13 protein-coding genes and 1 pseudogene are annotated in these 14,912 nt (G+C 45.3%); 2 read left to right on the top strand and 12 right to left on the bottom strand.

Translation table 11 applies throughout. The features are described from left to right. Window positions 1-23: 23 nt before the first annotated feature. Window positions 24-1,172: an endonuclease Q family protein gene (locus D479_RS18620; protein ID WP_008640161.1), complete on the bottom strand. Its 1,149-nt coding sequence runs from the start codon at window positions 1,170-1,172 to the stop codon at window positions 24-26. Between the two features lie 2 nt (window positions 1,173-1,174). After that, on the bottom strand, window positions 1,175-1,720 hold the full coding sequence (locus tag D479_RS18625; RefSeq protein WP_008640162.1) for an NUDIX hydrolase: 546 nt from the start codon (window positions 1,718-1,720) through the stop codon (window positions 1,175-1,177). Window positions 1,721-1,816: 96 nt separating this feature from the next. On the opposite strand from D479_RS18625, the gene D479_RS18630 reads away from it, so the two are divergent. After that, window positions 1,817-2,737, top strand: coding sequence for an aldo/keto reductase (locus D479_RS18630; protein WP_008640163.1), 921 nt, complete (start codon window positions 1,817-1,819; stop codon window positions 2,735-2,737). A 71-nt stretch (window positions 2,738-2,808) separates the two neighbouring features. Here the strand turns inward: D479_RS18630 and D479_RS18635 are convergent, their stop codons facing one another. The 8 genes and pseudogenes from D479_RS18635 to nagE all read right to left on the bottom strand — a co-directional run bounded on the left by D479_RS18635 (window position 2,809) and on the right by nagE (window position 11,509). Next, window positions 2,809-3,855 carry a dipeptidase gene (locus D479_RS18635; RefSeq protein WP_008640164.1) on the bottom strand — a complete coding sequence of 349 codons (1,047 nt, stop codon included), beginning with the start codon at window positions 3,853-3,855 and terminating at the stop codon, window positions 2,809-2,811. A 142-nt stretch (window positions 3,856-3,997) separates the two neighbouring features. After that, window positions 3,998-4,525, bottom strand: coding sequence for a DinB family protein (locus tag D479_RS18640; RefSeq protein ID WP_008640165.1), 528 nt, complete (start codon window positions 4,523-4,525; stop codon window positions 3,998-4,000). A 536-nt stretch (window positions 4,526-5,061) separates the two neighbouring features. Then, window positions 5,062-6,174: an FAD-binding oxidoreductase gene (locus D479_RS18645; RefSeq protein ID WP_008640167.1), complete on the bottom strand. Its 1,113-nt coding sequence runs from the start codon at window positions 6,172-6,174 to the stop codon at window positions 5,062-5,064. Window positions 6,175-6,230: 56 nt separating this feature from the next. Then, entirely contained in the window at window positions 6,231-6,947 is a 717-nt protein-coding gene (locus D479_RS18650; RefSeq protein WP_008640169.1) for an SIS domain-containing protein, read from the bottom strand. 13 nt (window positions 6,948-6,960) lie between these two features. Then, a complete protein-coding gene (locus tag D479_RS18655) occupies window positions 6,961-7,686 on the bottom strand; it encodes a GntR family transcriptional regulator (RefSeq protein WP_008640171.1) in 726 nt (241 codons plus the stop codon). Continuing rightward, a pseudogene (gene nagB / locus D479_RS18660) lies at window positions 7,679-8,418 on the bottom strand (glucosamine-6-phosphate deaminase). Before nagB ends, D479_RS18655 begins: the two are co-directional and overlap by 8 nt. Then, on the bottom strand, window positions 8,396-9,589 hold the full coding sequence (gene nagA / locus D479_RS18665) for an N-acetylglucosamine-6-phosphate deacetylase (protein ID WP_008640178.1): 1,194 nt from the start codon (window positions 9,587-9,589) through the stop codon (window positions 8,396-8,398). Before nagA ends, nagB begins: the two are co-directional and overlap by 23 nt. A 12-nt stretch (window positions 9,590-9,601) precedes the next feature. Next, window positions 9,602-11,509, bottom strand: a complete 1,908-nt coding sequence (gene nagE, locus D479_RS18670; protein ID WP_008640179.1) for an N-acetylglucosamine-specific PTS transporter subunit IIBC — start codon at window positions 11,507-11,509, stop codon at window positions 9,602-9,604. Window positions 11,510-11,677: 168 nt separating this feature from the next. On the opposite strand from nagE, the gene D479_RS18675 reads away from it, so the two are divergent. Continuing rightward, entirely contained in the window at window positions 11,678-11,863 is a 186-nt protein-coding gene (locus D479_RS18675) for a hypothetical protein (RefSeq protein WP_008640186.1), read from the top strand. Between the two features lie 37 nt (window positions 11,864-11,900). On the opposite strand, the gene D479_RS18680 is transcribed toward D479_RS18675, so the two are convergent. After that, window positions 11,901-13,358 carry a UDP-N-acetylmuramoyl-L-alanyl-D-glutamate--2,6-diaminopimelate ligase gene (locus D479_RS18680; protein ID WP_039871836.1) on the bottom strand — a complete coding sequence of 486 codons (1,458 nt, stop codon included), beginning with the start codon at window positions 13,356-13,358 and terminating at the stop codon, window positions 11,901-11,903. Between the two features lie 242 nt (window positions 13,359-13,600). Further along, window positions 13,601-14,857 carry a DUF5068 domain-containing protein gene (locus tag D479_RS18685; protein WP_008640188.1) on the bottom strand — a complete coding sequence of 419 codons (1,257 nt, stop codon included), beginning with the start codon at window positions 14,855-14,857 and terminating at the stop codon, window positions 13,601-13,603. Between the last annotated feature and the right edge of the window lie 55 nt (window positions 14,858-14,912).

A 14,912-nucleotide genomic window follows, 5' to 3' on the forward strand; every position in this document is an offset into this window, starting at 1 on the left:
AAGTAGACCAAGGACCTTCTATATTAATGGATCTTTCCGAACTTACCGCCTCCGCCGGCAGCTATATCAAGCTCTCCCTTTCTCATTTGAATGATATAGTGGACGATGGAGGAGGAAACGATTTCTTCCAGTTCCGCAGATGGAACGTCATGAATGACGGCCATCTCAGACCCGAAAGCAGCAAGGAGTTTTTCATACGTTTGCTTTCCTATACCCGGCAGCGTTTCCAGAGGCACTTGATACACGTATGGAGGGCGCTTTGTTACCTGTCCCTCGTCCGACAGTTCCTTAATTCTTTCGGAAACACCTTTAACCAGACGGCTTTTTCTGCATGTACAGCCGGTTGCCGTCACCGGATACAGGCATTTTCCGCAAACGGTTTTATGATACTTCCCCATTTTCGGATCCATACCATAATTGGCGACGATACCGCGTCCATCTTTTCTATGTAATGCAAGCTTTAATTCTTCCAATGACAACCCATCCATTCTTACCAGTTGATACTCTCTGGCAAGCTTACCAAGAGAATGCGCGTCAGAATTCGTAACATAGGTGTAAGGAGCGAGTTCAGCTAACTGGGAAGCCATCTCCGTATCTGCACTCAATCCAAGTTCAACCGCATCGATTTTATCAGAATCAAGGATCTCTCTCAACGACTTTTTTACACCTTTACCGTAAAGGCTTTTGAATGGAGTGAAAATATGGGCAGGTATAAAAAGGCCGCCATTTTCTCTAACATAAGTCTGCAGTTCTCTCGCTGTACCATAAAAGCGCTGAGAGCTTAAGCTGACATTTTTCATTTTCTTCGAAAGCCATAAGCTGAACCGACGCATCGTATCTATGGTAGGAAAATAGCAGAGAACGTGAATGGGACCCTGACAGGATGCATCATATACTTCCACTTCTGAACCTAAGAGGAGGGTGGTGCTGTCGGAGCGCACTCCCCCTCCGGAAACTTCTTCCGCATATCCCCGATCGATCAAATCTTCCACCTCATCCAAAACAGCGGGTGACTGAGCGTCGATAATACCGATCAAATCAAGGCCTTTTCGTCTGCTGGCCTCCAGGAAAATGTTTGTGAGTGTGAGCGTTTTTGATCCGGTAATTTTAACAGGGCCGCCTTCCCAGTCCCTCCCTATATGAACATGAAGATCGACAAAGTAATCTTTCATTCTTATCCATTCCTTCTTAATTTTAAATAAAGAATCGCATAAGCGGTCTTTGCATCGTGGATCTTCTGCTCCTTCTCCAACTGTTCCGCTTCTTCTACGGTTATTTCCATAAGTTCCACAAATTCATCCACATCCCCTGCAGGCTTTTCATTCAATTTTTCTACACGATCGGTAAAATAGACGTGGACGATTTCATCAGCGAAACCTGGTGAAGTATAAAAGGAAGTGATAAGATTTAAGTCATCGCTCGTGTAACCCGTCTCTTCTTCCAATTCCCTTAACGCGCAGGCCTTCGGATCTTCTCCCGGTTCCAGTTTTCCGGCAGGGATTTCTACGAGGTTCTTCTCGAGTGGTTTCCGGTATTGCTCGACGCAGATCAGTTTCCCTTCATCCGTTAGAGCTATGACCGCAACGGCGCCCGGATGTTTGATCAATTCCCGTTTAGATGTTTTCCCGTCGGGTAATGTTACACTGTCAATATCTAATTGAACGATCTTCCCTTTATAGATTGTTTCTGTTTTATATGTTTTCTCTTCAAAATTACTCAAGATGCTCATCCTCTCTAAACTCTTTCTTCATTTTAACATAGGAAAGGCAGAGACAAAGCATCACAACTACCAGTACTCACAAGAAAGGATGATTCTATGAATAAACGTCAATTAGGGAAAACAGATCTGTATTTATCTGAAATCAGCCTTGGCTGCATGTCCCTCGGAACCGATCAAGCACAAGCAAAATCAATCATCGACCGGGCCATTGACAGCGGGGTGAACTATTTGGACACCGCAGACCTCTACGATTACGGAAAGAATGAAGAATTAATAGGGGAAGCGATCCGAGGACGCCGCCAGGATTTAATTATCGGATCGAAAGTAGGGAACCGTTTTACACCGGGGGAAGAAGGTTGGACATGGGATCCATCCAAAGAACACATTAAAAGCAGCGTCAAAGACAGCTTAAAACGGTTAGGAACGGATTATATCGACTTATACCAGCTTCACGGAGGTACCATTGATGACCCGATTGATGAGACAATCGAAGCGTTCGAAGATTTAAAATCAGAAGGGTGGATCAGGGAATACGGCATATCCTCCATTCGTCCGAATGTGATAAAGCAATTTGCAGAGAAATCCTCGATTGCCAGCGTCATGATGCAGTACAGCGCTCTCGATCGAAGGCCGGAGGAAGAGATCCTTCCCCTGCTCCATGAGTATGAGATCAGCGTCCTGGCACGCGGCCCTCTTGCTAAAGGCATCCTCTCTGACCGTGGAATAGAAAAAGCGCGCGATAAAGCAGGCGACGGCATCCTTGAGTATGATGCTGATGAAGTGATGTCCATCGCTCGTGATTGGAAAAAAGTAAGCAACACTTCAAAAAGTGCGGAAGCTGTTGCCCTCCAATATGTCCTTCATCATCCGGCCGTTACGACAGCCGTATTTGGTGCAAGCTCTGTGGAACAGCTGGAACAGAACCTCACTTTTTTGGAAGCAGCTCCTCTTTCCGATGCGGAGTACAACAATATTCAATCCCTTACAAAAGACATTACTTATCAACAACACAGATAACCATATTTCCCGGTGTGCGCTCTCTTTTGTTTCTGGGCACACACCGGTATTTCATGTGTCTATCTCCATCATTACTTCCAAGTATTCGAAAGAACTCTCCTCCAGTTACCTTGTGTAATTTTATAGATTTCCCCCTCTGTCATTCCTTCCTTCTCCAGTATTCTTAAGATCTTTGGAACACCCGTCACATCATGCATTGAGTATGGAATCCGCGTGCCGTCAAAGTCTGATCCAAGTGCGACGTGGTCAATGCCCATCCGTTCGATCATGTAATGAATATGTTTTACAATTGCAGAAAGCGCTACATCCTGTCTATTGACACCGTCTTCTGTCACCATGTTGGGGCTGGTGCTGTAAGTGACACCAACGAGCCCCCCGCTGTCTTTGACCGCATCCAGCTGACGGTCGGTCAGGTTCCTGGATATTGGACAAATGGCATGAGCATTTGAATGGGTTGCGACAAGCGGGGCGTCTGTCAGCGTGGCAATGTCCCAAAAACCTTTTTCGTTTATGTGAGATAAATCAATCATCACACCAAGAGCATTACATACCTTCACGAGCCTCCTTCCAGCCTCCGTTATTCCCGGCCCGGTGTCCGGAGAGGATGGAAAGCGATAAGGGACGCCTTCTCCAAAGATATTTTTCCTAGCCCAAACCGGCCCGAGGGAGCGGAGTCCTGCATGGTAATAAACATGCAGAGCATCCAGCCCCTCATCAATCGGCTCCGCTCCTTCCATGTGAAGTATCCCGCCCATCCATTCTCCATTCCATGCTTTATCCAAATCCTCCACCGTTCGAACGGCTTTAAACCTCCCCTCAGAGCAAGCCTCCAGCTGATAAAATCGGGAAATTAACGTATTGGCAATTTTCCACGCATAATCAGGATCCAAAGAAGCGGGAAAGGATTTCTCATACCCCTGCTCCGTTTTGTAAGTCACCTGAGCAGGATCTGTGTCGGGATTGGGACAGAACACCGCAAAGAAACCTGCCGCAAAACCTGCCGCCATACCCTTTGAATAATCTAAATGGCCGTTAGGAATTCCCTTGAAAAATTTATCCACCCCATCTTCCAGCATTAGCAGGGTATCGTTATGACCGTCGATGAACCGGTGTATCATCCTTCTCCCCGTCCTTTCTTGCTTGATTTGCTCTTCTGTTATCGACAGTAGAAGCTGTTCAGAATTACAGGTTCTTCTCTTTAACATGTACATGCATAAACAGGAGACAGTTTTCACCGTCTCCTGCATGCTTAATTATGATTCAGGAAGAAACTTTCTTCTCCTTCATGGAACGAATCAATGCCCTTATTTGACCTCGATGGTTAATCTCGTCTTCCAACACATGAAACCATAAATAATAATGATTAAAGGTCACTCCGTTTGACCATACATCTGCTTTGTAAAGCCAGTCATCATTTTTACCCTTGAGGTAGTCCAGCGTCTGATCCCTCGTCGCTTCCAATACATCCAGAAGATCGTCGATAGATATGCCATGCACATGCTGTTTTGCCTTTTCCCCAAGTTCGAGTGCTGCCCCCCACTCTTTTCTTTCCGATTCATCCATGTCCCTCTGTTCAAAACTAATGAGCTGGTGGACATATTCGACAGCAGCTATGTGCGAGAGAAGCGCACCGATAGAATTTCCGCCCTCCATGGACCAATCAAGTTCTTCCGTACTAAGATCCGCTACTTCCTGGATTGTGATCGCACGGGTGTGTTCCAGCATCCAGACGAGTTCACCGACTTTTCCCGTAAACCCTTTCTCCGATTGAACTTGATAAGAAATCATCCAGCTTCCCCCTTCACTAATAACAAAATGTCAAAGGTGGTGTTCATACCCCTTTGCATATATACATATTCGACGTACAGGTACTATAACCTTCTTAAGAATTGGAGAAGGAATCGAATTTTGTAGATATTTTTGTTGTTTAAAATTTCTGAAATGACGGTATATGCTAAGTATTAACAAACTGGACCTGTTTGTTCGCCAAAAGCCACCATACTAATTCCATTACAGGAGGAAAAATGATGAAAATTAAAGTGGGTATTTGGAGCAAACTGACAAACTCGGACAAAATGACCTTATTGAAAGCAGCAAGTCAACAAGGAGCGACCGTGAAGAGTGCATAAACGGACCCATTCTTCTTCCTATTCCTTCATTCATGCTGCATACATCCAACCATTCAACGCTAGCGGGCCTCTCCCTGAGATATAAGACAAGCCATTTGTCTTATATCTTCGTTTACATAATTAAATTATCGTATATTAAAAATCACCACAGTACCCCTTTAAAAAGGTTTCCTGTGGTGAGAGTGGTATGGAAGTTTATAAAAATAAAGAGGATGGAGGGTAGTTCTCTAATGGCAAATCAACGGTGTTTCCCGATGCAAGGTTTGCTAACTGTAAACCGACATAAGGACCGCTGGTCAACCCGGAGGCTCCAAGTCCATTTGCGACTATCAGATTTTCTATCCCGGGAACGTTTCCGAGGACAGGTGTATTCCCCTTGGTAAACGGACGGAATCCGACCTTTGTTTCGACGTGAGCTGCCTCCGCCAGACCCGGAGCCACTCGAAGTGCTTTGTCCAACAATTGATGAACAGCTCCTGCCGTTACGTCCACATTAAAGTCACTGCGTTTTTCTTTTGTTGCCCCGACCACAATCTTCCCTTTATCAAAGGAAAGGATATAATGATTGAAAGGTGGCAGTACGACCGGCCAATTCTCTGTCGCAAACTCAGGCATTTCAAAATGCAGGATCTGAGCTTTTTCAAAATGGACGTTCGATTTAAGCCCTACATCCTGAAAAAGCTGGTTCATCCATGCTCCAGAGGTCAAGAGGTACCTGTCGGCATTAATGGTCCGACCATTGACTTCGACCCCTTCCACATTTCCACTATGCATGAGTAAACGTGCATCTCCCTTTATATACGCGGCCCCTAATTTCACGGAAGCATTCAGCATGGCTTGGGCAACTTTGTCGCCGTTCACTCTTGCGGCACCACTTATATGAAGGGCACGATAAGACTCGGACACCAACGGGAACATCTCCCTCGTCTCTTTTGTTGTCAGCTTGGACAACTCTCCCATCGCTGTTGCTTCTCGTCTGCGTTCAACTGCAAGGTCGTATTTACGATCCAGTTTTTCATCCGTATCGAATAGGTTAATGGCACCTGTTTTTCGGTAGCCGGTTTCTCTTTCTCCGTATTCAACAAGCCGTTCAACGAGCAGTTCATAGTATGCAGCCCCTCGGATAACCAGTTCATACCAGTCCTTGTTGCTTCTATTTGTTAACCAGGGGCAGATAATACCAGCGGCATTTCTTGTTGCCTGCCCCGGCTCGAACCGATCGATAATCACGACTTCCTCTCCCTTTTCTACTAAATGGAGAGCTGTAGAGGCACCAAGTATCCCTGCTCCTATGATGATATGTTTCATTATTAACACCTTCAAATTAGGATTTTGTATTGCACCTCATTTTACTAGAGAATTCATTAAAATGAAATCCGCCCCTTGTATTTTTCGATCAAGCGGGAGTTATGATCGTCCGCACCATCGACATTTCCACTTTTAAATATCGGCGGTTCCATTCCTCTTGCCAGCAGCACATCCATCACATTTGCCATCAAATAATGCAAAAGGGCCGATCCAAGGACAGAGGAGACGGGTCCAAACTTCGTATCCAGGTTCTCTCTTTCTTCTACGGCATCACCAACCGGCACCATAGAATCGACTACGGCATCGACTACATCCTCCAAGCGTTTGCCGGATACATGCCTGGATTCTTGTGAGGAAGTGTAATAGAGCGATTGAATGGACAGAACGAAGGCACCGGCTTCTTTAGCAAACATAGCTGCATCAATCGGTGCAGGATTTCTTCCGGATGTGGAAAACACGACCATCACGTCTTTCTCTGTGATGGTCTCCTGCTCTAAATACGAAAGGACAAATCCATCCGTCCTTTCATTACTGGATGACTGTAGTGCCCCTTGGTGCAGCATGAGCGGCTCGATAAAAATCGGTTTGACAGGTACCAAACCTCCAGCGCGGTAAAATGCATCCTGCGCCAGCAGTCCGGAGTGACCACAGCCAAACATGTAGATAATCCCTCCGGCCTGTATTCTGTCTGCCAGAGATTCAGACAATTTCTCCGGGATGCCCGTCTGTTCCAAGTCTTTCAGTTTCTGAATTACTTTAAGTAAATAGCTCATAGACCTTCCCTCCTTACGTCCGGTGTATTTCACTGATGAATTTATATCGGTCGGCGCGGTAGGAAGATTTCACCACTTCAAAAGGGGTCCCATTTGTAAGGACACTAAGCCTTTCTATATGAAGAACAGCTGCCCCGTAAGGAATGGCCAAAAGCTCAGACTGCTCCTGATCTGCAGTCGTCGCTTCAATTACCTGTGTCGCTTTGTCGATCTTATAGTCATGATTCTCTTCTATATGTTCATATAAAGATCCCATTACAATCGATTCATCTACTCCCGGCACAAGAGCGATCGGGAGGAACGTCTGTTCAACAGCCATAGGCTTCCCATCAGCAAACCGTATACGCTGGATTTCATAAACTTCTTCTCCTTGTTCCAAATGCAGCTTTCTGGCTATGTCCGGAGGAGCAGAGATGACGGAAAATCCGATCAGTCTGCTCGTTGCTGTCATTCCACGCTTCTTCATATCTTCGGTGAAGCTTGTCATTCCCGTAAGAGGCTGCTCGATCTTTCTCTCAGAAACGAAGGTACCCTTTCCTTTTTCCCGGTACAGAGCCCCTTCATTTACAAGATTGGAAACGGCCTGTCTTACCGTCATTCTGCTAACACCGTACTGTTCACTCAGCTCCCTTTCGGATGGTATCGTCTTCCCAACACCAAACAGCCCTGATTCAATCTTTCCTTTGATATCTTCTTCGATCTGATAGTACATCGGAAGAGGTGATTTCTTATCAAGCATCGTTTCCTTCCTCCACTCCGTATGCTTCTTTATCCAGAATCAGCGTAACATTGGGGTGATTCATAAGAATGGAAGCTGGAAAATTCACGTCGACTTCTCCCTCCAATAAACGGGCAATAGCCTTCCTCTTTCTCTTGCCGGAAGCCAACAGGAGTATTCGTTCACTCTTCATAATGGAGCGGATGCCCATCGTTATCGCATGGGTAGGGACCTCTTCCTTCGTATTGAAAAACGGGCATTCGCTGTTCGGGTAGAGGGGGTCAGTTCCACCACATGTGTTTCGCTTTCCATGCTGCTGCCGGGTTCATTGAAGCCGATATGACCGTTCTCCCCGATTCCGAGGAGCTGCAGATCAGGGGGACCGATGTCCTCAATTAAGGATTCGTACCGCCTGCACTCCTTATCCAAATCTTCACACGTACCCTTTGGCACATAGGTGTTTGCTTCATCGATATTTATATGAAGAAACAGCTCATTTTTCATAAAATACCGGTAACTCTTTGGGTGTTCCTCATCTAAACCGATATATTCATCAAGATTGATCGTTGAAACCTTGGAGAAATCCACTGTGTTCTCTCCATTTGCACGGATAAGCTCCTTATACGTTCCAATCGGTGTACCCCCTGTCGCAAGCCCAAGTACAGTTTCCGGTTTCTTATCAATTTGATGGACAATAATATCTTTCGCCCGTTCACTCATTTTTTTATAGTCATCGACGATGATCAACTGCACCATTACCCCTCCTGTCATATGCAATAATGCCTTTACAAATTGTCATACTCACCTGTGTTTGGTCATTAAGGAGAACAATATCCGCATCTTTCCCAACAGTAATCGTCCCTTTTTTATCTGCTACTCCTGTTTGTTCTGCTGCATTAAGGGAGGTGATCCGGACAAAGTCATGCCAGCTCATCTTCATGGCTTTTTTTATCTTTTCCGCAGCCTCTTCCAAACGAAGGATGCTGCCGGCAAGGGTGCCGTCCTCTAATCTTGCTTCTTTTCCGGAGACATAGACGGATTGTCCCCCCAGGTCATACGTTCCATCTTTTAAACACTTAGCCCGCATTGCATCGGTAATCAAAATCAGCCTGTCCGGCCCGATCATTTGATAAGCCGCTCGAACAGCTTCCGGATGAACATGAATATAATCCGCAATTATTTCCACTTTCAACCTTTTATCAAGGAAAGCAGCACCAACGATTCCCGGTTCTCTATGGTGGAAACCACTCATCTGATTGAACAAATGAGTGACGTGACTCGCTCCGTGATCTGCAGCTTTAACTGCCTGATCAAACGTCGCTTCACTATGACCAATAGATGCTGTCACACCTACCGAAGAAAGGTGGCGGCATAGTTCCAGCCCAGCTTCTGATTCCGGATCCATGGTGACGAGCCGGATGTTACCACGGCTCACTTCCTGCCACTTATCAAATAATGTGGCAGATGGTGGAATAATGTGCTCCACCGGCTGTGCACCCGCTTTGTTCTCATTAATGAAGGGACCTTCTAAATGAATGCCGATTACTTCTGCATTTCCAGGGGACTGCCCATATTTGATATAGTCTCCGGCGTTTTCAAGCGCTTTTTCGATCGCTTCTTTGGACTGGGTCATCGTCGTGGCAAGAAACGCAGTCGTTCCCTCTTCGGTCAGCTTTAATGCCATACCCTCCAAAGCTTCACGCGAAGCATCCATGACATCGTGCCCGGCCGCACCGTGCACATGAACATCTATAAACCCCGGCACTAACGTGTTCCCTCTTCCATCAATGACGGTTCCTTGAGGAGCGATCGTCCCCTTCTCGACTTTTTCTATCTTACCCTCCTTTATTTGAATGGTGCCGTTATCTATAACCTCGTTATCCGTAACGATTCTGACGTTGTGGATCTGCATGATATCTGTCACGATTATCCTCCCTTACTTTATCGATAAAAGACCTTTGTCTCCCTGCATCTTATCCTCCGTAGCTAAAAGCTGGAATGATTCCTCTTTTAAATTCGTAAATATAATCGGTGTAATTAGAGAAGGTGCGTGCTTAGAGACATAATTTAAATCAACACGAAGCAGCGGCGTTCCTTTCTTCACTTTCTGCCCGGCATTTACGAGACTTTCAAACCCTCTCCCTTCCAGTTTGACCGTATCCAGCCCTACATGAATGAGAATCTCTAATCCGTTATTCATTACGATTCCGACGGCGTGTTTCGTCGGGAAAACTTGAACTACTTCTCCGTCGACGGGCGAGCAGAAAACATCCCCTGCCGGATCCACAGCAAATCCCTGCCCCATCATACCTTGAGCAAAAACCTGGTCGGGAACTTCGGTCAGCGGCAGAATCTTTCCATCCACAGGCATCTGAAATTTATCGGACTCCAGTGTATAACCTTCGGATTCAACCTGTTCCATCGTTCCGGCCTTTTCCTTTTCAGAATCCGATAAAGGAAGCAAGCCGGTCTCTATTTGTTTCTGCATGGCGGATGCCAAGAATTCGACCGTTGTGCCAACAACAACTTGTACATTCGTTTTACCGACTTTCATGACTCCTTTGGAACCCAATCGTCTTAATGCCTGCTCATCCACTACTTCCCGATCTGTCATCTGCAGGCGCAGTCGAGTCGTGCAATAATCGAGCGAGACGATGTTATCTGGCCCACCGAGTGCATGAAGATATCGGGCTGCCTTCTTATCGTAGGCGTTCTCTTCCTGTTCTTCCTCCATAATATCCTCTACGTCTTCCCGTCCAGGTGTCTTTAAGTCCAGTTTTACAATTAGGAAATAGAACAATACGAAATACAGGACGAACATGATTAATCCGATCAAGATCAAAGAAACCGGGTTTTCTGCAATGTTGTAGTTAAGTGCAAAATCAATCAATCCGGCAGAAAATCCAAAACCGTGACGGATGTCAAACGCGTAGGCTAACGCCATAGCTACCCCTGTTAAGATCGAGTGGACGACATAAAGAAGGGGGGAGAGGAACATGAACGAAAATTCAATCGGTTCTGTAACCCCGGTCAGGAAAGATGTAAGGGCGATACTTAAGAGCATCCCACCGACAGCTGCTTTCCTGTGCTTCTTTGCAGACATATACATGGCAAGACATGCAGCCGGAAGGCCGAACATCATAATTGGGAAGAAGCCGGCAAGGAAATAGCCCGCATTCGGATCCCCGTTGAGAAAACGATTGATTTCACCATGAACCACGGCATCCGCCGCCGTTGTGAATGTACCGAAATCAAACCATATAAATGTATTGATAACGTGATGCAGACCTACAGGAATGAGCAGACGGTTCAAAACGCCATATACACCAGCACCAATTTCTCCGGCATTTAAGATCCATCCGGTCGCCGCATCAAGCGCATATTGTGGATATACCCACAAATATCCGAGTACGAACGATAAAATGACCATCACGAGGGATGTAATGATCGGAACGAACCGTTTTCCGCCGAAGAATGATAAAAATTCAGGGAATTTAACATCATTAAAGCGGTTATACAATAATCCAGCAATGACTCCTGCGATTACTCCGGCAAACACTCCCATATCGATCGTATCATTGATGGCGGTGATCCCGTTTGTCAGTACAAGGTATCCGACCGCGCCAGCCAGAGCTGCCGCCCCACTACCGTCTTTCGCAAATCCCATGGCAATACCTATCGCAAAAATGAGAGCAAGGTTTTCCAGTATTCCATTCCCTGCCGCAGTCATAAATGGAATACCAAACATATCGTCCATCCCAAGCCTGACCAATAATGCTGCTGCAGGCAGGGTGGCAATCGGAAACATCAGCGACTTTCCGATCCGTTGTAAAAAATTCAGCATATAGTAAATCCTCCTTCAATCTTGATGAAAACGTTTTATCAAGTAATAAGATATCATCCATTTATATAGTTGTCTATACCAGTTAGCATTTACATACCTTCTTTTTTATATCGTGCAGAAAATACCATGGTATGATATTTTTAAAGAAAGTTTAAAGGGGGATGAGCCGTGAACAAACAAATGAAAAGCGGCATCGGCCTTATCGGCAGCCTGTTGTTAGTCATGGTCGGCCTATACCGATTATGGACAAACCAACTAGAAGAAATGTCTATAATCGTTGCCTACTTGTTCCTCGGAGTAGGAATAATCGGAACTATTACCAATGGTGTTAAATGGAAAAAACACAGCAAATAATATTCTGCTGTGTTTTTTCTTCATTTATTTTCAAGCTTCAAACACGTATTTTCCTTTTTTCAAGGATATAATCCACTGCTTCTCTATCGGAGTGAACGGAATAACAGAAGTCCTGTTGGTAGGTCTCATGCCCTTTTCCGGTGATAACCACCCATGTACCGCTATCAGCCTCCAGTACTGCATTCTCAATAGCGATCGTTCTGTCCGATACAAAGGTCCCTCGGTCACCTGCGAAAGTTTCCTGGACCATGATCACCTCTTCTTTCATTTCACTTACAGAAACACCGTTTAAATCATCCATCGTCAATACCGTTCGATCCGCATGTTTCAGAGAAGCAAGAAGCATTTTCTCCCTTTTAGATACGTCTCTGTTGCCTCTAAAACCGAAGACGTGACATATAGAGGATGCCCCTTGAGCTCGTACCGCTTGTAATGTATGGGAGATACTATCTGCTGTATGAGCGTAATCAATGACGATCGTTACATCAAAATCCGTCCGAATCACTTCGAACCTGCCTTTAATTCCCTCAAACTGCTGTAATGATTCCAAAACAGCATCGGTAGGAATGTCAAGACTTTTCGCTACGGCATAGGCTTGGGCGGTGTTGTATAAGTTGTGCTCCCCCTCCAATGGAGAAGGTAGGACCACATGCTGGTTTTCTTCTCTAAGAAGTACCATGGACGATGCTGGAAGAAGGCTTTCCATTTTCAGAGAACAACCTTGGTCCTGACCAATCGTCTTCAAAGGTTTATCTTCGAAACAGGAGGCAAGCTTGCTTCCCCACGGATCGTCTGTGTTTATAATGGCTGCTCCATTCTTTTTCAGCATCGTAAACAACTTCGACTTCGCCTGAAAATATTCTTCCATTGTCCTGTGATAATCCAAGTGGTCATGGGTGAGGTTTGTGAAGACAGCATAATCAAAGGAGATGCCTTCCAGCCGATACTGCTCCAGACCATGAGAGGACACTTCCATAATAATTAGATCGTCCTCACTTTCTGCCAGCAGCTTTTGTATAGTGGGTGCATCCGGTGTGGTTTGATCGGCCGGAAGCGTTTCACCATTTACAATATTGTCGATCGTGCCGAACAAACTGCAAGTATAGCCATTCTGTTCACAAATATGTTTAAGGATATGACTGGTTGTCGTTTTCCCGTTTGTTCCGGTGACTCCAATGACAGTCTTCTTCTCGGCCGGATATCCGTAGAATGCAGCTGCTGCTTGACCAAGGAACTTCCGGCTATTATCCACTTGGATATAAGGAACCGGAAGTCCTTCCAATGGCTTCTCTCCAACAACTAAGACCGCTCCTTTTTCTATCGCGTTGCTGATGAAAGCATGACCATCCGAATTATATCCGGGCACGGCCACAAACACATATCCTTCCTCCATGGCACGGGAATCGGCAGTGACCCCTTTCACCATGCTCCTTTGTTCTTCCATATTTAGTGGCGCCTGTATTGATGTGTATTGAATCAATGTCTGTACTCTCACTGGCTGCTTCTCCTTTTAGCACGAAGTTTATAGTATCCTGCAGCCTCATTTTAACGCGTTCCCTCCACAAAGAAAGGTGGGTTATCAATATGTAATTTGATTTTAATATCTATTGTAAATATTGGATGAAATTTTCTATACAAGCGAATCACTCATCAAGGATAATGCCTTTTAAAGAACGAGCCTCTTTCGTTAGAGAGGCTCGTTTACACACGACACTATTCATTAAGTTTGTTTATATTCTATCTTGGAAGGTCGAACGTGACCGTTTCCCCTTTGTACATTTTTTCACCATCATCAGCGATGAACGGACCGAATTCCAGTTGGAAAGACCCGTAAGATTCAAAATCGTCTTTTCTGAAAAGAAAGACGTGGTATTTCTCTCCGGATTCTCCCGCTTCAACGGCTTGCGGATCGGATGGTTCAACCATGCCTTGTGAAAGCACGGAAGCCCGGCCGTCATCTACATTCACTTTAGACCCTAAATTCCATATACTCACAGGTTGATCGGATTGATTATCCAACGAGAGCTTGATGGTGAGCGCAACCATGCCCGCGTCACCAAAGTTCGAGAACCTCGCTTCATTACCAGCAGTCGGTTCGATCTCAGCATACTGGACGCCATCCAGTGTCACTTGGACATCCCCAAGCTGCTTGGATTCGTCGATACCCTCTTCTTCAAATATCATCGTCTTATTCGCAAGGTTTCCTGTCGTCAACTCGTCCGGATATAGATTAGATTCCGCTTCTACTTCTTCTTTTTGTTGTTCACCGTATACGAAATCAAATGTTTCGTTTCCTTTGTAAGAATCGCTGAAGCTGCTATTATCCGCAGCTCCCCCTTCGATCACCAACTTCGGTTTAACACTTTGGAGCACATCGAATTGATCGTTGGTCATTGTGAATGTAACCAGACCTGTTACTTCTTCCCCTGCAGCGTATTTAGAGGTTTCCTCTTCCACTTCCGACTTTGGATACTCATCTCTTACGAAAGTTCTGGAAGAGGTAAGAAAATCTGTCGAGTTCATCCCTTGGAGCCTTAGAAAACTCGGATAATACATCGCTTTATCTTTCGTATTGTTCACTTTCACTTCCGCAACGACAACATAGCCGTCGTTTTGATCATCGAATTCTATGTACATGTCATCGTTCATGTCCGTGACTTTCAGGACCTGATACTTCTCTACAGACACAATGAATCCGTCCATATCGTTTTTGAAACCAGGATCTTCATTCGTATATAGCACTTCAACATCGCCTTCTGATTGTTCGGTGATATTATCTGTCATAACTTCACCCCCATTGGGCGAAGCTTCCTCCTCATCTGTTGCTTTCTCCTCTTTCTCCTCTTTCTTTTCTTTTTCTTCACCTTCGTCTTTTTTCTTTTCTTCTGCTGCTGTGTCCTGGTTATCTGAAGAACCGGTTTCTTCAGACGAGCCACAGGCAGCAAGGAAAAAAGCCAAGACAGTCATTAGAATAAGCAAATACCTCTTGTGCATGTTCTCAACCCTCTCTCACAGAATTTAATAAAACCTTAACCATATTAACCCAAAT

This window comes from Halobacillus sp. BAB-2008, assembly GCF_000328325.1.
In the GTDB taxonomy this organism is placed as follows: Bacteria; Bacillota; Bacilli; order Bacillales; family Halobacillaceae; genus Halobacillus.